At 66.3% G+C, this 17,646-nt stretch carries 15 protein-coding genes; 10 read left to right on the plus strand and 5 right to left on the minus strand.

Translation table 11 applies throughout. The features are described 5' to 3' along the window. Positions 1-11 precede the first annotated feature (11 nt). From folP to FRC96_RS10650, 7 genes are all read left to right on the plus strand, one after another. Entirely contained in the window at positions 12-893 is an 882-nt protein-coding gene (gene folP / locus FRC96_RS10620) for a dihydropteroate synthase (RefSeq protein ID WP_146974473.1), read from the plus strand. Positions 894-1,020: 127 nt separating this feature from the next. Continuing rightward, complete coding sequence (gene cdaA, locus FRC96_RS10625; RefSeq protein ID WP_146974474.1) at positions 1,021-1,923, plus strand: diadenylate cyclase CdaA; 903 nt, start codon at positions 1,021-1,023, stop codon at positions 1,921-1,923. Beyond that, entirely contained in the window at positions 1,920-2,867 is a 948-nt protein-coding gene (locus tag FRC96_RS10630) for a CdaR family protein (protein ID WP_146974475.1), read from the plus strand. Before cdaA ends, FRC96_RS10630 begins: the two co-directional genes overlap by 4 nt. Positions 2,868-3,022: 155 nt before the next feature. After that, positions 3,023-4,393, plus strand: coding sequence for a phosphoglucosamine mutase (glmM, locus tag FRC96_RS10635; RefSeq protein ID WP_146974476.1), 1,371 nt, complete (start codon positions 3,023-3,025; stop codon positions 4,391-4,393). A gap of 37 nt (positions 4,394-4,430) precedes the next feature. Beyond that, complete coding sequence (locus tag FRC96_RS10640) at positions 4,431-5,210, plus strand: pyridoxine 5'-phosphate synthase (protein ID WP_230470121.1); 780 nt, start codon at positions 4,431-4,433, stop codon at positions 5,208-5,210. A 50-nt stretch (positions 5,211-5,260) separates the two neighbouring features. Further along, a complete protein-coding gene (locus FRC96_RS10645) occupies positions 5,261-6,820 on the plus strand; it encodes an NAD(P)H-hydrate dehydratase (protein WP_146974477.1) in 1,560 nt (519 codons plus the stop codon). Continuing rightward, entirely contained in the window at positions 6,817-8,049 is a 1,233-nt protein-coding gene (locus FRC96_RS10650) for a dickkopf-related protein (RefSeq protein ID WP_146974478.1), read from the plus strand. Before FRC96_RS10645 ends, FRC96_RS10650 begins: the two co-directional genes overlap by 4 nt. Before the next feature lie 35 nt (positions 8,050-8,084). On the opposite strand, the gene FRC96_RS10655 is transcribed toward FRC96_RS10650, so the two are convergent. Further along, entirely contained in the window at positions 8,085-9,467 is a 1,383-nt protein-coding gene (locus FRC96_RS10655; protein ID WP_230470122.1) for a hypothetical protein, read from the minus strand. A 62-nt stretch (positions 9,468-9,529) separates the two neighbouring features. Continuing rightward, positions 9,530-10,552 carry a hypothetical protein gene (locus FRC96_RS10660; protein WP_146974480.1) on the minus strand — a complete coding sequence of 341 codons (1,023 nt, stop codon included), beginning with the start codon at positions 10,550-10,552 and terminating at the stop codon, positions 9,530-9,532. Positions 10,553-10,649: 97 nt separating this feature from the next. On the opposite strand from FRC96_RS10660, the gene FRC96_RS10665 reads away from it, so the two are divergent. Next, the gene (locus FRC96_RS10665) at positions 10,650-11,063 is read left to right on the plus strand and encodes a YkgJ family cysteine cluster protein (protein WP_146974481.1); all 414 of its coding nucleotides are present in this window, start codon (positions 10,650-10,652) and stop codon (positions 11,061-11,063) included. A 60-nt stretch (positions 11,064-11,123) separates the two neighbouring features. On the opposite strand, the gene FRC96_RS10670 is transcribed toward FRC96_RS10665, so the two are convergent. From FRC96_RS10670 to FRC96_RS10680, 3 genes are all read right to left on the minus strand, one after another. Beyond that, entirely contained in the window at positions 11,124-11,948 is an 825-nt protein-coding gene (locus tag FRC96_RS10670; RefSeq protein WP_146974482.1) for a hypothetical protein, read from the minus strand. A gap of 2 nt (positions 11,949-11,950) precedes the next feature. Then, on the minus strand, positions 11,951-12,685 hold the full coding sequence (locus tag FRC96_RS10675) for a LolA family protein (protein WP_146974483.1): 735 nt from the start codon (positions 12,683-12,685) through the stop codon (positions 11,951-11,953). A 158-nt stretch (positions 12,686-12,843) separates the two neighbouring features. Continuing rightward, positions 12,844-14,136 carry a hemolysin family protein gene (locus tag FRC96_RS10680; RefSeq protein WP_146974484.1) on the minus strand — a complete coding sequence of 431 codons (1,293 nt, stop codon included), beginning with the start codon at positions 14,134-14,136 and terminating at the stop codon, positions 12,844-12,846. A 752-nt stretch (positions 14,137-14,888) separates the two neighbouring features. On the opposite strand from FRC96_RS10680, the gene FRC96_RS10685 reads away from it, so the two are divergent. Then, positions 14,889-16,028: a LemA family protein gene (locus tag FRC96_RS10685; protein ID WP_230470123.1), complete on the plus strand. Its 1,140-nt coding sequence runs from the start codon at positions 14,889-14,891 to the stop codon at positions 16,026-16,028. A 205-nt stretch (positions 16,029-16,233) separates the two neighbouring features. Next, positions 16,234-17,442: an MFS transporter gene (locus FRC96_RS10690; RefSeq protein WP_230470124.1), complete on the plus strand. Its 1,209-nt coding sequence runs from the start codon at positions 16,234-16,236 to the stop codon at positions 17,440-17,442. Positions 17,443-17,646: the final 204 nt, after the last annotated feature.

Here is a 17,646-nt window from a genome sequence, read left to right on the forward strand (position 1 = left end):
CTGAGTAAGCGATGGCTTTTCTGGCAGCCCCCCGGCCCAGAGCACACGTGCCGACCCTTGAGGTCGGCACGCGCGCTCTGCCCTTTGGAGATCGCGCCCACATCATGGGTGTGGTCAACGTCACGCCCGACTCCTTCTCCGATGGTGGGGCATACTTCGACGCCGAGCGCGCCATCGCTCACGGCCTGGAGCTGGCCGCCGCCGGCGCCGACATCCTGGATGTCGGCGGCGAGTCCACCCGCCCCGGCGCCGAGCCGGTCAGCCTCAATGAAGAGCTGCGGCGGGTGATCCCGGTCGTCGAGGGGCTCGCGCAACGCTGCGACGCCTGGATCTCGGTGGATACCTATAAGGCGGAGGTCGCCCGCCAGGCGATCATCGCCGGCGCGCACATCATCAACGACATCAGCGCGATGACCTTTGATGCAGCCATGGTGGAGGTCATCGCCACGCATGACGTCGGTGTGGTGCTCATGCACACCCGCGACCGCCCGCAGACCATGCAGGACGACCTGAGCGAAGGCGACATCGTCGCCGAGGTGGTCTCACACCTCGAGGAGCGCCTTCGCATCGCACGGGAAGCGGGCATCCCCGGCGAGCGTGTGCTCCTCGATCCGGGCATCGGCTTTGGGAAGAGTGTGGCGCAGAACTACTGCCTCATCCGCGAGCTGAGCCAACTTCGTGAGCTGGGGTGTGCTATCGTGCTGGGCACCAGCCGCAAGAGCCTCATCGGTGCGGTCACCGGCCGCCCCGCCTCCGAGCGTCTGATGGGCACCGCGGCGACAGTGGCCTGCGGGATCTTCGCCGGCGCCGACATCGTGCGCGTGCACGACGTCACAGAGCTCGTCGACGTCGTGCGCGTCAGCGAGGCGCTCTGCCAGATGGAGACTCACTGACTTAGATATGCAATTTTTTTGCTCCCCCGGGTGCTCTGGTTCACCATAGGCCCACTCGCGTCTCGGGGCGCTTACCTGTTGAGCTGGCCTACCTCACGTCGCGCCGGGCGACGTCTACTGGCAACGCATGGATCTTCTCTTCGACATCTTCCGGGTGGACTCGGGCTGGCAAGCCTTCTTCACCATCCTGGACATGACGATCGTCTTTATCGTCATCTATCGGGTGCTGCTGCTCATCAAGGGCACGCGCGCGCTGCAGATGTTGTTCGGGCTGATCTTTATCCTGATCTTTTTCTACATCTCGCAGGAAGATTACCTCAATCTGGCCACGACCCACTGGTTGATCGATATGTTTATCGCCAACCTGATCATCATCGTGGTCATCATCTTCCAGCATGACATCCGCCGCGCGCTCGCGCAGGTCGGCCGCGCCCCGATTCTGGGCGGCGCGCGCTCCTACGAAGAGACCTCCGTACTCGAAGAGGTCGTCAAAGCCTGCGTGATGCTCTCCAGCCGCAAGCTCGGCGCGCTCATCGCCATTGAGCGCGAGGCCGACTTAAGCCACTTCACCGAGGAGGGCATCAAACTCGACGCGGTGGTGACCAAAGATGTGCTCTTCACGCTCTTTTTGCCCGAGCATCAGAACCCGCTGCACGACGGCGCGGTGATCATTCAAAAGGGGCGCGTCTCGGCGGCGGGCTGCTTCTTGCCGCTGACGATCAACCCGCGCGTCGAAAAGACGCTTGGCACCCGCCACCGCGCCGGCATTGGCGTGACCGAAGATACCGACGCGGCCGTCGCCATCGTCAGCGAGGAGACCGGCACCATCTCGATCGCCTATGAGGGCGAGCTCCACCGTGACCTGGATGCCAACGAGATGCGCTCGCTCTTGCAGAAGATTTACCGCGCGGGCACCAGCTCGGCGCCGGCCGGATCGCTGCTGGAGCGGCTGAAAGTCGGCCTGCAAGACCGCGCCACCCCGCCCCCCCCTTCCAGTGACGAGACCGAGAAAGACGAGGTCTCCTCATGAGCTCCTTGAGTCTGCGCGCGGTGCTGCGCCACATCTTTGTTCACAACTTCTCGCTCAAGTTCATCGCGGCGGTGCTCACCCTGGCGCTCTACATCTGGGTCAGTGAGGATCGCGAGACGGTGGTCGCGAGCTTTGCGCCGGTGCGCATTGTGGTGCCCGAGAACCAGGTCCTGGTCTCCGATCCCCTCGACCGGGTGAAGGTCACCATCCGCGGGCGCTGGTCGGACATCAACCGCTTTGACCCGAGCAATCTCGAGCCCATCCGTCTGGATCTGACGCCGGCCGACAGCGACTCCATCGTCACCATCAGCGGCAACATGGTGCGCGTGCCGCCCGGGCTGCGGGTGGTCTCGATCGAGCCGAGCTCCATGTATGTGGAGCTTGAGCCGGAGGCCCAGCGCGTTGTGCCGATCATCCCTCAGACCACCGGCGAGCCGCAGAGCTCCTATGTGGTCGAAGGGGTCGATGTGACGCCCGGGCGCGTGACGATTCGCGGGCCGCGCTCGCGTCTGGAGCGCATCAACTCGGTGCAGACCGAGCCGGTCGATGTGGGCAACCGCAGCGAGTCGTTTGAGCGCAACGTGCAACTTCGCGTCGAAGACGGCCTGGTGCGTGTTGAGTATGATAGCCGCATCAGCGTGCGGGTGCGCATCGGCTCGGAGCTCATCACCCGCACCCTGGACGATGTCCCGATCACCGGGGTTAACACCTCACTCGACGTCAACATCTCGCCGGCCACCACCTCGGTGACGGTGCGCGGCCCCCGCGGGCTGGTCGAGGCGCTCGACCCCGACGTGGTGCGCGCCGAGATCGATCTGAGCGACGAGGATCGGCGTCCTCCCGGCACCTTCTCCAAGACCGTGGCGATTCAGAACCTGCCGCCGGGCGTGGAGATGACGCGGGTCTATCCGGACCGCTTCCGCGTGATCACCACCGAGCGTTGAGAGGACTTGCCCGCGGCCTGCGCCGTGTAGAGCTTCGTGGCCACGCTCGGTGAAGTCCCGGCCCGGCTTTAGCGGCCCATCCGATCATGCTATGCACGTGGCGCGCGCCGGCAGGCGCGCTGCCAGACGACGGCCTCTCACCCAGGGACCACGCCATGACCACCCGACAGCTTTTTGGAACCGACGGCATCCGCGGCGTCGCCAACCAGTACCCGATGACCGCCGACCTGGCGGTGCGCCTGGGCCAGGCCATCGCGCAGCACTTTAAGTGCCGCCCCGACGAGCGCCCTTTTGGCCACCGCACGCGCATTGTCATCGGCAAAGACACCCGCATCTCCGGCTATATGTTTGAGTCGGGTCTGGCCGCCGGCATCACCTCGATGGGCGCCGATGTGCAGCTGGTCGGCCCGCTGCCCACGCCGGGGATCTCGTTTTTGACGACCGGCATGCGCGCCGACGCCGGCATCGTCATCAGCGCCAGCCATAACGCCTACCAGGATAACGGCATCAAGATCTTTGCCTCCGACGGCTTCAAGCTCCCCGACGAGGTCGAGCTCGCCATCGAAGATCTGGTGCTGAGTGAGGGCAAACTTCAGCCCAACACCGACCGCATCGGTAAAGCCGCGCGCATTGATGACGCCACCGGCCGCTACATCGTCTTCTTGAAGAACACCTTCCCCCGCGATCTGACCCTGGACGGGCTGCGCGTGGTCGTCGACTGCGCCAACGGTGCCGCCTACAAGGTCGCCCCGGCCGTGCTGCGCGAGCTCGGCGCGGAGGTCTTCACCCTGGGGGTGGAGCCCGACGGCTACAACATCAACCAGGACTGCGGCAGCCTCCACCCGCACAACACCGCGCGCCGCGTGCGTGAGACCCGCGCCGACGTGGGCATCACGCTCGACGGAGACGCCGACCGCCTCATCCTCATCGATGAAAACGGCGACATCGTCGACGGCGACGGCATCCTGGCGCTCTGTGCCATCCACCTCCACGAGCAGGGCAAGCTCGCCGACAACACCCTGGTCACCACGGTCATGAGCAATGTGGGCCTGGAGGTCGCGCTGCAGAAACGCGGCATCAAGCTGGTGCGCACCTCGGTGGGCGATCGCTACGTGGTCGAAGAGATGCGCAACGGCGGCTACACCCTGGGTGGTGAGCAGAGCGGCCATATGATCTTTTTGGAACACTCGACCACCGGAGACGGCATGCTCGCGGCGCTTCAGGTGCTGGCGATCATGCAACGCCACAAGTGCCCGCTGAGCCAGCTGGCCCGGGTCATGAAGCCCTTCCCCCAGGTGCTGCTCAACCTGAAAGTTCGCGAGAAGCCGCCGCTCGAAGAGCTTGAGGCCTTCCAGAAGATGGTCCGCCAGGTCGAGAGCGAGCTCGCCGGCGAGGGCCGTGTGCTTGCGCGCTACTCGGGCACCGAGGCCAAAGCCCGCATCATGGTCGAAGGCCCCGATCAGCAGAAAGTACGTGCCTACGCCGAGGCGCTTCACGCCCAGCTCCGCGAACTCATCGGCGCCTGACTTTGATGATGTTTACCTGATGGATTAGGAGTTAGTGATGAACCCCACCCGCATCCGCCCCCGGCTGGGCGTCAACGTCGATCATGTCGCCACCATTCGCCAGGCCCGCACCACCCGTTACCCCGACCCGGTGAGCGCTGCGGCGATCGCCGAGCTCGCAGGCGCCGACCAGATCACCATTCACCTGCGCGAAGATCGCCGCCACATTCAAGATCGCGATCTTCGGGTGTTGCGCGAGACGGTACAGACCCGCCTCAACCTGGAGATGGCCGCCACCGACGAGATGTTCAAGATCGCCATGGAGGTCCGCCCCGACATGATCACGCTGGTGCCGGAGCGCCGCGAGGAGCAGACCACCGAGGGTGGCCTTGCCATCGTCGGGCAAGAGAAGACCCTGGGGCCTTACCTGGAGCGCCTGCGCCGTAGTGGGGCCCACTTAAGCCTCTTCATCGATCCGGATCCGGCTCAGATTGAAGCCAGCGCGGACCTGGGCGTCGACATCGTCGAGCTGCATACCGGCGACTACTGCGAGTCGGCCGCGGAGTTTACCAACACGCTCGCCCCCTCGGAGTTTGAGCGCGATCACGAGTGGCGTCGCCTCCGCGACGCCGCCTCCCGCGCGGCCAGCGCCGGGCTGACCGTGGCCGCCGGCCACGGCCTCGACTACAAAAACGTGCTCGCCGTGGCCGCGATCCCCGAGTTTGAAGAGTTCAACATCGGCCACAGCATCGTCGCGCGCGCCATCTACGTGGGCTTTGAGCGCGCGGTCGCCGAGATGATCGAGGCGCTGGCCGAAGGCCGGGCCCTGGCCGAGTGATTCCCGCCCTCGTGTGTTCCCCCTGCCCTGACTTAGCGCCGAAGTGACCTATGCACCTTGTGACCCCCGAGTCGATGCGTGAGATGGACCGCTGCACCATTGAGACCATCGGCATCCCGGCCGAAGTGTTGATGGAGCGCGCCGCCCGCGGCGCGCTGGGCGTCCTGCTGGAGCATTTCGCACCGCCCGCCGGCGCCCGCATCGGGGTGCTCTGCGGCATGGGAAACAACGGCGGCGACGGGGTGGCGCTGGCCACGATGCTCGACCACCTTGGCTACCATCCGGTGCTGGTGCTGATGGGCACCCCTGAGCGTTTCGGCCCCGAGGCGCAGCGCTTCCATAAGGTCGCCGAGAGCCTCATCGGCGATCGCCACCAGCTCAACGGGCTGGACGCCGCCGGGGTGCGCCACGCGCTGAGCTCGCTGCCCCCCTGCGAGCTGTGGTGCGACGCGCTTCTGGGCACCGGGCTGGATCGCCCGGTGGAGGGGCGCTTTGCCTCGGCGGTGAAGTTTCTCAACGATCAGCCCGCGCCGGTCTTTGCGCTGGATACGCCCAGCGGTCTCGATGGTCGCACAGGCCAGGTGCTCGGGGTGTGCACCCGGGCTGAGGTCACCGCGACCTTCGGCTTTCCGAAGATCGGGCAGCTCCTCGACCCGGCGCGCGCATTCATTGGCACGCTCTGCCCGATCGACATCGGCATCCCGGCGCGCGTGCGCGACGCGGTCGGTGTCGAAGCCTTCGCGCTGGATGCGGACTGGCTTCAGGGCAAGATTCCGCCTCGCCCCACCCACGCCCATAAGGGCTCGGTCGGCAAGATCGCGCTCATCGGCGGCCGCGCACCCACAACCGGTGCCCTGACCATGGCCGCACGCGGCGCGTTGCTGGGCGGCGCCGGGCTGATCTATCCCGGCACCGATCCGCAGGGAGCGTTCAGCGCCCGTGCCACCCCGGAGATGATGGCACGCGCGATCTTCGGCGACGCCGGCGAGCTTCACGCCGACGCCTTAAGCCAACTTCTCGATCAAAGCGACACGCTTGTGATCGGCCCCGGGCTGGGGACCGACGAGGCTGCGCGTCAGGCGCTGCGACACGCGCTGACGGCCACCCCGCGCCCCACAGTCATCGACGCCGACGCGCTCACCCTGCTGGCACAAAATCCGGATCTTTTTCAGGCGGCCTGCGACCTGGCCTCGTGCGCGCCGGTCGTGCTCACGCCTCACCCCGGCGAGCTGGCGCGCTTGCTCGATCGCAGCGTCGACGAGGTCCTGAGCGACACCGTGGTCGCCGCTCGTGAGCTGCTCGCGCGCATCCCTGCGGTCATCGTGCATAAGAGCGCCGCGACAGTCGTCGCCGCGCCCGACAGCCCTCTGGGCATCAACCGCACCGGGAACCCGGGCATGGCCACCGGTGGGATGGGCGATGTGCTCAGTGGTCTTATCGCCGCATCGCTAAACGACCACCCCGACGATCCCTGGATGGCCGCGGCGATCGCGGTGTGCGTCCACGGGCTGGCCGGCGACGCGGCCCGCGACGCGGTGGGCACGCGCGCCACCACGCCCGGCGCGCTCCTGGAGCAGCTCGGTTCGGTATGGCGCAGGTTTGAGACATGATCTGCGGGCGTTGCTACCTCCGCGCGCTGATCCTTGCGCTCTTCGCCCTGATCCTCGCGGGCTGCGAGAGCCCCTCCGACCCCGCGGCGCTCGGCACCCTCTGCCTGCCCGAGCGCCAGGGGTGCCCCGACGCGGTGAGCCTCTCGCGCAGCGGCGTGGGCCGTAACGCCCTGGAGGTGGAAGTCGCCACCGATCTGAACAGCAGCGCCGAGCTCACACTCACGGTCTCCACCCCCTCCGAGATCGGCCTCCCTTCCGACACCCCACGAGTCGAGGAGCGCTGGCTGCTGGCCGCCCGCGATTACACCCTGGGGCCTGGCGAACGCGTCGTGGAGCGCATTGAGCCCTCCGAGCTCACGGTGGCGCCCGAGCTGATGGTGGCGCTTGAGGGCCCTGACAACACAGGCCCCGTCGAGCTCACCTACCTGCTGATCTCCGAACCGCTGGAGTGCATCGACGACAACGACTGCGCTCGACGTGAGCGCTGTGAGCCGGTGTACGGCCGCTGCGCCAACTGCCTGAGCGACTCCGACTGCGCACCCACCCAGAGCTGCTCCCGCCAGAACGGCCGCTGCTTCCCCGAGGCCCAGTCTGGTTGCCAGTCGGCCTCCGGAGGCCCCCCGGCCGCACTTCTCGTTGTGCTGACCGCGCTGGGCGTAATCCTGCTAAGGCGTCGCCAACACCTCACACGCCCTCTATGGGTGCCTGCAGCTACGCTGACACTCGCCCTGCTCGCCATAGCCCCTGGCGAGGCGCAGGCGGCCCCGGGGGCATCGTTGAGCGTGGGTGCAGGAGGCCGTCTGCTCCTGGGGGGCGTCGCCACCGGTGCCAGCCCCGGCTGGGGCGTGGCTCTGAACCAGGAGTTTCGCTGGCGTTTTGCCGGCTTGAGCCTGCATTTTTTAAGCGGCAACCACGCCACACAGAGTGACAGCCCGCCGTTTGAAGCGAGCGCGCAGACCTTCGCTCTGGGGGGCGGACCGCGTGGCTATTATCCTATTGGCCCGATCGAGGCGCAGCTCGGGTTCGACTACATGCGCGTCGGGCTGGCGGGCACCGGGCTGGTGCAGAACACCGGGCTTGAGCGCGACTTTCACGCGCTGGGCGGAGTGGCCGCAGCGCGCTGGAGTTTTGGGGACTTCCACCTCATCGGGCGCGCCACCTACCACGAGCTTGTGGACGCATCGGGCAGAATGCTCGGGCTCGACGTGATGGTCGGGATGGGCTTTTAGCGTCGACCCCGCGCGAGACCGACACGCGTATCCTCTCAGCGTTTTGACTCTTTCTCGCGCAGCTCTTTGAGCCGGGCCTTGAGCTTCCGACGACTGAGCACCCGGGCCTCGACCAGCATCTCGGCCAGCGACTGCAAGATCGCCTTCTGGTACTCGACCTCCCGCTCCAGACGCGTGATGTGCTGACGCTGTCGCGCAACCACCTGGGCCAGCGTCGGTTCATTCTCGGCGCCGTCGGTCTCGTCGTTGTCGAGAAACCCGAAGGGTTGGCGATCGATGGGGAAGAGCCCCGACTCGCCACTGTCGAAACCAGGCGCAGCGCTCTGACTGGGATCCAGGGGGATCAAGCCCGAACCGGTGCGACTGTAATGGGCCTGACTTCCGGTGCGCCCGCGCCGCTCAAAGCCCGAGGCGTTGAGCCGGCTGGAGCTGGGCTGCTCGTAGGCGTCCGACGACGCATCAAGCTGGGCGTCAAAGTCGTTGAGGGCGCCGGCCATATCGCCAAAATCGCGCTCCCGCGCGCTGTGTCCGCTGGCGCTGCGCCGCGGCGACGGCGTCGTCGAACCGCCTCGCGACGCTCCGGCGCGCGAGGAGCTTCCGGCATCCGACGCGCTCCTCGATGCGCCCATCGAAGGCTTTGGCGTCTTTCGTGGCGCGCTCTCTTTGCCGAGCTGATGCTCCTCCAACGCGTCGGTGAACGCATCTTCAAAGCCGTCAAAGAAGTCTTCGCCGGGCTGCGGCCCCGGGCTGGTGCTCTCGCTGAGGCTGGGTTTGCCGGCCTCGCCGCGGGCGTTCTTCACCAGATCGAAGAAGGGGTTGTCCTCGGCGGCGTGAAGGTCGACCTGGCGGGTCGGGCCACTGTCATCGAGGTGCACCACGCGTGTGGCCGGCTCATGGGCGTCGCCGGGCATGTGGCGAGGCGGCCGCGCGCGGGCCATCGCCGGAGGCTGCACGGGCGCGGCCACGGTCTTGTCGGCGGCGTGTTCGTGGTTGTAATGCCGAAAAATCTCGCGCTCCAACGTCGAACGCGGTGCGATGACCAGGGATGGCGAGATCCCGGTGGCCTCGCGAACCTCCTGGAGGACGGGGCGGGCGCGGTCGGCATCGAAGACGACCATCTCCAGCTCCCCGCTGGCCTCGTTGTAGGTGATCGCCAACACGCCGAACTCCTCGGCGCGCTCCGAGCTGACGAGCGCCAGGGCCTCGGGCTGCGCCTGGATCGAGGGTCGCTCGTGAACGCGGAGTCCCAGATGCTCGGCGATGGCGCGGGCGAGCTGGCGCTCGTCCACGCCGGCGCGGGTGATCAGCTCTTCGACCACCGAGCCTTTCGACATGGAGGCGCGCAGCACACACCGCTGAATGTCCTGTCGACTGACCACCTGCTGCGCGACCAGATGGTCGACAAGTTGGCGTTCCATGGGCATTGGCCCCTGTATTCTGACAAAAAGTGAACTTCTGTATCGAGCTAGACCCCGCCAATCTAATACGCGGAGGGAAGGGATGGCAAAGCGTTTTGCCCCGGCGCGTCGATCCGCGCGATCTGCGCCCGCAGCGTCCGGCGACCTCCGCTTTCTGGCAGCGCCATCCGCATGACGAGATCACTGACGATCACCTGTCCTCGCTCCACATCCCAGAGCAGCGTGCCCTGACCTTCGCCCTTCACGTGAAGCGCGTCAGGTGAGGACGTCTCCCCAACTTCCCGAAGCTCGATCGCGATCCGACGCTCGATCCAGAAGACGGGGCGGCCCTCGTGCATGATGTGCTCCCGCAGTCGATCTTCCACATCCACCCGTTTGACCAGATGCGTCGCAAGCGCCGCATTATCGGGGACCGGTAGCAGCCCCGCATCATCGAGGCGGTATCGCCAACGCTCGCCAGCGAGCTGCGCGTCCAGCGGAAAACGCGGCGTGAGCAAGCGGTGAAGATCGTCGAGCAGCGCCACGCCCCAGGCTCCTGCAGCCTGCGCGGGCCGCCCCCGCTCCGACCGACCCCCACCGCCCATCCGATCCCGGGCACGCTGATAGACCGCCCCCTTAAGCGCCCGCTCCTCCTGGGCGGCGCGAAACCCGATCACCGGTGCCCCCGCCCCCCGGACCTCCAGCGTCGCGGACTCAACCTCCACGCGTTGAATCAACGCCTCACCGTCCGCGCTCTCCTGACTCGACCATCGCGAGTACGCCTCCAGATCTATTTTATTTTTTAGCGCATCCGACGCCTCATCGTGCTCCCAGCGCGCGCGCAAGCGGTACCGCACCGGCGAATGCCCCGCATAACGCAGCGTGAACGCCTCGCCGGCCGCCGGCGCGCCCTGCCAGTCTGGCGAGAGGGGCGGCGGCACAAACGCCTCACTGGAGGCGAACGCCAGGTGTGTGGAGTCGTCGCCTTGCGGCGACTCCAGCGCCCAGAGCCCGGCAAGCGTCGCCACCAACCACGCCCCCAACACCATCGGGTAGCGCTTCGGAGGTCGCGTGGCTTCGTCATCACGGCTCTGCACATTCTGCACGGCGCGCTCCATTCATCTCACCAGCCTTGACGCTAACGCATGCCCCACGCGATCTTCAACGCCGCGAACGCCCCCCGGCCCCCGACGAGCTCCTTCAATGACTTCACGACGTTTTGAATGCACCCGTTGCCAGCGATGCTGCGCACGCCCAGGCCAGGTCGAGTTCAGCGCGCCGGAGGTCTTTCTGGCCGCATCATTTCTGGGCGTGCCCCCCGACGAGCTGACCGAGGCCTACATGCACCCCCGGGGCTCAGGCTGGGTCATCGCCGTCGATGAGGGCTCGCCATGCCCCTTTCTGGGGAAACGCGGCTGTGAGATTCACCCGGTGAAACCCTCCCAATGTCGCACCTACCCCTTCTGGCCGGAGATCCTCGACGAGCCCGGCGCCTGGCAGGCCGAAGCGACCTGGTGTGAAGGCATCGGACGTGGCCCCCTCTATAACGACGACGCCATCGCCGCGATCCTCGTTGGCGAGCGAGACACCTTCGAGAACGACGCCGACGTGGGCTAACGAACACGCGCTCACCGCGGGCGCTCTTCGCCCCCATCGCCTATCGACCCAGGCGTCCCCTCACCCCAGCGCCGCAGCAAAGGCTGAGACCGCGTCCTGCATGCACCCGCGTGCATCCGCGAGCTCCGAGTCGTTGAGGGTTCGAGTCCCCAGACCGAGCAGCAGCGTATCCACCGGCTCCATCGCCCGGTCGCCGGCGGGGTGCGCGCGGCGAGTGGTCTCAAGTCCCTCGCCGGGCACCACCGCGCCGAAGATCCCGTCGGTGTCGCGGTAGGGCCAGTCGCGCACCAGCTCAAAGAAATGACGGGCGGCCGCGATCGCCTCATCGCGGGCCAGCTCCTGCCCCGTCGGGTACGCACCCCGCTCGGTGGCCGCCAGCTCAAAGAAGGTGCGAATGAGCCTGGGGTTGGTGATCACCAACCCGTAGAGGTAGGAGTCGGGCACCGCCGCGATCACAAGCTCCACCTCCGGGCGTTTGAGCACCGCGTGCGCCGCGCAGAGGTAATCCTCACAGATGAAGCGGTCGTAGACGCCACAGTCGCGACCGTCGACCCCCTGATTCTGAAGCGGATGCACCAGACAGCCCACGCGCCCCGCAGGATCGAGCCCGTCGAGCAGCCCCAGAAAGGGGCAGCTCGCAAGCTCGCCGAGCAACTTCACCTCGGGCGGATCTTCCCACCGCGCGCGAAACGCCCGCAGCGAGGCCTCATCCTCGATCGAGGCATCCCGGCGAAACGCCCGGGTGCGCTCGACCAGACGCGCCATCAGCGCGGCCTCATCGCTTATGCGATGGTTGTACATCCCGCAGCAGGCCCCGCAGCTCTTCTTGCCATCCGGGTGACAAAGCGCGCGGCGCGCGCTGCTCTCGGAGACGCCGGCATCCACCCTCAGTCACACTCCTGCTGGGCGTTGAGCAGGCGCGCGCCCTGAGGCGCCTCAAACTCAAACCCGCTGTCGGGCAGGTTGCGGTTGACCCGGGTGTTCTGGAAGACAATCTCGTTGGTGTTCCCATAGGGGTCGTAGACGGTCGTGCGGGTCACCTGGAAGGTCTGCGGGTCGACGCGAAAACGCAGCTCCCTGTAATGCGGCGTGGGCTCTTTCGGCGTGAGCTTAAGCTCGGGAGCCTGCGCGGTGGAGCGCTCGCTGAGCTCGGCGTTGAACTCCTCGAGCAGATCGCCCTGCCCCATCAAAAAGCGCAGGCTCGTGGGCAGCTGGCTGTCTTCGAGGCACTGCTTGAAGACCTGCTGAAACTCGAACTCATAGATCCAGAAGGCCGAACCATCACTCACCAGCACCCGCTCGCGCTGGGTGGCGTCGGTGGGGCTGTAGTAGTCCCAGCGCATCTTTCCGGGCTTCTTGAAGTAGACGCGGCCGCGCGAGCGCTTGCTCTCGCCAGCGGCGATGTCGGTGTAGGTCTGGGCAAACGCCGCCTGAAAGTCGCTCGTCTCCTGGTAGAAGCGCTGCACCCGGCGCGCGACATCCTCCGCGCTCATCTCCGCCGGCGCCTTCGCCACCTCGGCCGTCTCGCCCGCCTCCTGGGCCAGCGGCTGGCTCAGCGCGGTGAGCGCAGCGAGTGAACCCGCCGCGGCCGCCGCTGCGATCTTCATCCAGGGTGTCATCATCGCACGATCCTTCACGCTAACCTCTCATTAAGTTCAGGTGCGCCCTTCGCGTTCGAAGAGCACCGTCAGGGCTCGGGTGTAAGACGCCGGCCCCGTCGAATTATTCGTCTGCACATCAGCCCGCCCGCACCCTCCGCCCGCCGGGGGCGCCGAGTCACTCAGGAGACGAGCTCCTCGGAGGCGTCCTGCTCCGCATTGCGGCGCTCGATCTCCACGCTGATGATGCGCTTGGCGTCCGCTTCAATAACGCGGAACACCAGATCGTTCCACACGATCTCGTCGCCGGCCTCCGGCACACTCCCCGACTGCGAGAGGATGAACCCGCCGAGCGACTCGTAGTCCGGGTGCTCGGGAAGCTCCATATCGTAATACTCTTCCAGATCGTAGATCGGCACCCGCGCGTCGGCCATCACCCGCGCCTCATCAATCGCGATGATCTGGGCGGGCTCGGTGTCGTATTCGTCCTGAATATCGCCAAAAAACTCCTCGATGATGTCCTCCAGCGTGATCAGGCCCGCCGTGCCGCCGAACTCATCGACGACCACCGCCATATGGATGCGGTTGATCTGGAACTCCGCAAGCAGATCCGCGATGCGCTTGGTGGCCGGCACAAAATAGGTCCGACGCAGAAGTTTGCTCAGATCAAAGTCCTGTCGGGCCGCCATCAGCTGAATGACGTCCTTGGCGTAAAAGAGCCCCACGATATCATCGATCGTCTCGCGGTAGACCGGGATGCGGCTGTGGCCGCACTCCATGAGCACCTCAAGGACCTCCTCAAGGTTGATCTCCTCGGGGATGGCGACCATGTCGGTGCGCGGCACCATGATCTCGCGTACGACCGTATCGGGGAACTCAAAGACCGAACGCAGCAGGCGCTCGCGATCCTCGGGGATCTGCCCCTCCCGCGAGCCCAGATCGATCATGTACTGCAGCTCCTCGTTGGTAGCGTAAGGCTGGCGCTCATCGACGCTGCCCCCCACAAGGCGCATCACCCCGGCTGCGAGTTTGTTGAAAAAGAAGGTGGCCGGGGCAAAGAGCGCCACCGGAAGGCGCATCGGCCACATCACCACCGAGGCCAGCTGCTGGTTGCGCACCCGCGCGATCGTCTTCGGGGTGATCTCGCCGAAGGTCAGCAGCAAGAAGGTCATCGCGCCAACCGCCACCGGGATCGCCCATTGCGAGGCCGCCGTCGAGCCCAGGAGGCGAGCCGCAAGATCGGTGGCCAGCGCCGAGGCCGTGATGTTGAAGATGTTATTGCCGATCAAGATCGAGGTCAGCACCACCAGCGGCTTATCCCGCCAGAGACGCAACGAACCCACTCCTTTTTCCTCGATCAACCGCTCGGTCTGACCTTCGCTCAACGAGGTGAGCGCAGTCTCCGAGCCTGAGAAGTACGCAGAGCCTATCAGGCAGGCAATAATGCCGATGACTTCCGCTATGACAACGTCCAACGCCGTCGACCTGGGCTAAAGTTGATCCACTGCGGGGCGGCCTCGTAAAGGCGGCACCCTGCTCCCTGAACCCGCGGCCCGAGCACAGCGCCCGGCCGAAACCACGATCCAGAATCAAGAGCGATACCATGGTAACGCCCCATCACCCCAATTATTTCAGAGCCTCGCGCCGATGTCGATCCTCGCGGCCTCGCCGAAGGTTCGAGCCGCTACTCAGGCGCGACGACGTTCGTTACGCTGCCCCTTTGCCCTGCCCACCCTGTCAAATCGCCGCTCTGAGACGCCCTCCCCGAGCGTCTTCCGGGGCGTTTCGATAACGCGAGCGCGACGTCAACGAGCTCGGCGATCGTCTGCAGCGCCTCGACCGCAACCTCACCGAGGCGGCGCAGCGTCTTGGCGCCGATGGAAGCCTGTGGTGGCGCGACGCGTCGTTTATCAGCGCCCTGAACGCCTCGCCCGAGGCACGCGAGCAGCTGCGTCGGCAACGCGTCGCTGCCGCCCAGGTCATTGAGGCCGCCCGTGACGACCTGACCCGCTTCCCTGAACGACTTTTTGCCTCCCGCATCAACGAGGCCTCGCTTGAGCTTCCCACACTCAGCGACGAGGACCAGGCACGTCGCACCCCGGTCGAAGCGCCCGCCGCAATGCCCGGCATCTGGGGGTGGCTAGCGGTGATCGCCCTTTTGGCGTCGATGCTTGCGAGCACCCGCGGCGGACTGCGTGCCGTCAAACTCAAACGCCTGATGGAGCACATGCCCACAAGCCCAATCCGCGGCATCACCTACGGGCTGACCGAGGTCTGCGGAACCCCCTCTCGCCAGAGTCAACAACGAGAACTCTTCGGCCCGGTCTCCGGCCGCCCCTGCCTCTACTACCGCTACGTGATCACCCGTCGCTCCGACGACAAAACCATCACCGAGAAAGACGTCACCGCACACGCGCCCTTTCTGCTCACCGACGCCAGCGCCTCGGTGGTGGTCCATCCCGCCGAGGCGACCTTCTACACCGACCACGTCGTCTCCAAAAAAGAGGGCTCACGCACCTACTCCGAGTACGCGATCTACACCGACGACACGATCTACGCCCTGGGCTTCGCCGGCCTCTCCGACGAGGTCCACGACCACCTTGAGGTGCTGCATCACCCGGATCTTCCCCTGATCATCGCCGCGATCCCCGAGCGTGAACTTCACTACCGGGTCGATCGCAAAGAAAACGTCCTGCTGGGCCTGGGTGTGGCCCTGACCGCGTCGTTAGGCATGTACACCTTCACAAGTTTTGGCACCTTCGGCGCCGGAGACTACGTCTACGCCACGCTTACAAGTTGTGCGTACACCGCGGCGTGTTTTGTCGCGTTGCTCTACAACGACCTGGTGTTTGTGCGGGAGCGTGTGCGCCGCGGCTTTGCCAACGTGGAGGTCGCGCTCAAGAAGCGCTTCGATCTGATCTCCGCGCTGCTCCCCGTCGTGGAGTCGTATGTCGCTCACGAGCGCGAGACCCTGGACGCCATCGCGACAGCGCGCACCCACATCCCGGCCGAGAGCCCCTCAGCGGCCGCGCTTCACAAGAGCTCCGAAGCCATCTCGCAGAGCAACCAGGCCAGCCGCGCGCTCGTTGCGCTGCGGGAGTCCTACCCTCACCTGCAGGCGGACACCCACGTCAACGCGCTGATGCAAACCCCGACCGATGTTGAAGATGAACTCGCGCTGATGCGCGCGGGTTCTAACGATACCGTGGAGCACTACAACACCCGCATCGCGAAGCTCACCGAAGTGCTGATCGCGCGCACCTTCGGGTTTGCGCCGGCGATGTACCTCCATGCGACGATCGCCCGCCAGAGCCCGGCTCCCGATCTCAGCGCGCTTCACACTGAGCAGGCCCCTGCCTCCTCCTGATCTCCGGCGTCGCCGCGGTGCCGGCGACCTGCGACAAGCTGCCGCAGCGCAGCGAGGAATGCCCCCGGGAAAGGCGCGCGTTGGGCGAGTGTTGCGATTCGGGCGGCTCCGTGCCACAAGGAGCCCGGGCCCGGGTGGCCCAACATTCGTCACGGTGCGCCCCGCCGCGCGCCGCTTCCCTCGCCAGCACCAGCGTCCGGCCCCCATGACTGCCCGAAGTCCGATCCGCCGCCTCTTCCCGATCCTGCTGCTCAACATCACCGGGTTCGCCATCGCCATTCCGGTGCTGCCTGCCCTGGCCGAAGCGCTGGGTGGCAGCGCCGTGGATGTGGGGTTGCTCTACGCCACGCAATCCCTGGGGCAGTTCATCATGGCGCCGATCTGGGGCCGCCTCTCCGATCGCGTCGGCCGAAAGCCGGTGCTCATGGCCACCTTCCTGGCCGCGGCGCTCCTGGAGCTGCTCACCGCGCTGACCATGAGCTTGCCGCTACTCTATGCGGCACGCTTTACCGCAGGCCTCTGCGCGGGCAACGTCGCCACAGCCAGCGCGCTGATCGCCGACAGCACCGACGCCAGCGGACGCAGCCGCGGCATGGCCGTCATCGGGATCAGCTTCGGCCTGGGCTTTACGCTGGGTCCTGCGATCGGCGCGATCGTCGGAACCTTCGCCCAACCCGGCGCCGGACTGATGGGCGCGGGCCTGCCCTTTGCTGCCAGCGCGATCCTGAGCCTGATCACCTTTGTCCTTGCGGCCTTCGTGCTCATTGAGCCTCCGGCCACCGAAGAAACCCGCCGCGCCAACCGGGTGCGTTACCGCCCCGCGCGCGTCAGCGAGCACCTCAAGAAGGCCCCGATCTTCGCGCTCTGCGCCCTCTTCTTCGTCTACACCGTGGCGTTGGCCGTGCTCGAAGGGACCTTCTTTCTCTACATGTCGGACACCTACGGCTACGACATCGTCGAGGTCGGCTTCATCTTCGCGGCGATGGGCGTCGCCATGGCGATCTTCCAGGGCGGCGTCGGCCCCATCTCGCGCCGACTTGGCGACCGACGCATGACCGGAGTGGGCCTGGCGGCGCTGGCCGTCGGCCTGGCGCTTGCGCCGCTGAACCCCTCTCTGCTCTACCTCTTCGCGATGCTGGGCGTCGCTACGATAGGGCGAGCGCTGGTGCATCCGGGGATCCTCTCGATGACCTCCCAGCAAGCCGACGATCCACGCCACACCGGACAGATCATGGGCATCCTGCAATCGGCCTCCAGCCTGGGACGCATCGCCGGACCTGCCGCCGGCGGCCTTCTCTTCGCCGCCCTCAGCCCGTCGGCCCCCTTCGTGCTCGCCGGCGTGTTGCTGGGGATCGCCGCGGCCCTGTGGTGGATCATCTGGCCGCGCCTGCGCCCGAATCAGCTGCATGGCTAAGACCACAAGACGCAAGGCTTAGCGCCCGGGGTACGCTTATGCGTCAAATTGCCACATCGCTTTGCCTCCCTCCAAACTGGCCCTCGCGCGGGTGCGCTGCTACCTTCTGCAGCGTGAAGACCGGCAACGCAAAATACGCGTTTTTTCAACACCTTGCCCCCGACCAGGGGTAACCTTGCGTTATTGCTGGAATATTTCACACCC

It is taken from the genome of Lujinxingia vulgaris (assembly GCF_007997005.1).
GTDB lineage: Bacteria > Myxococcota_A > Bradymonadia > Bradymonadales > Bradymonadaceae > Lujinxingia.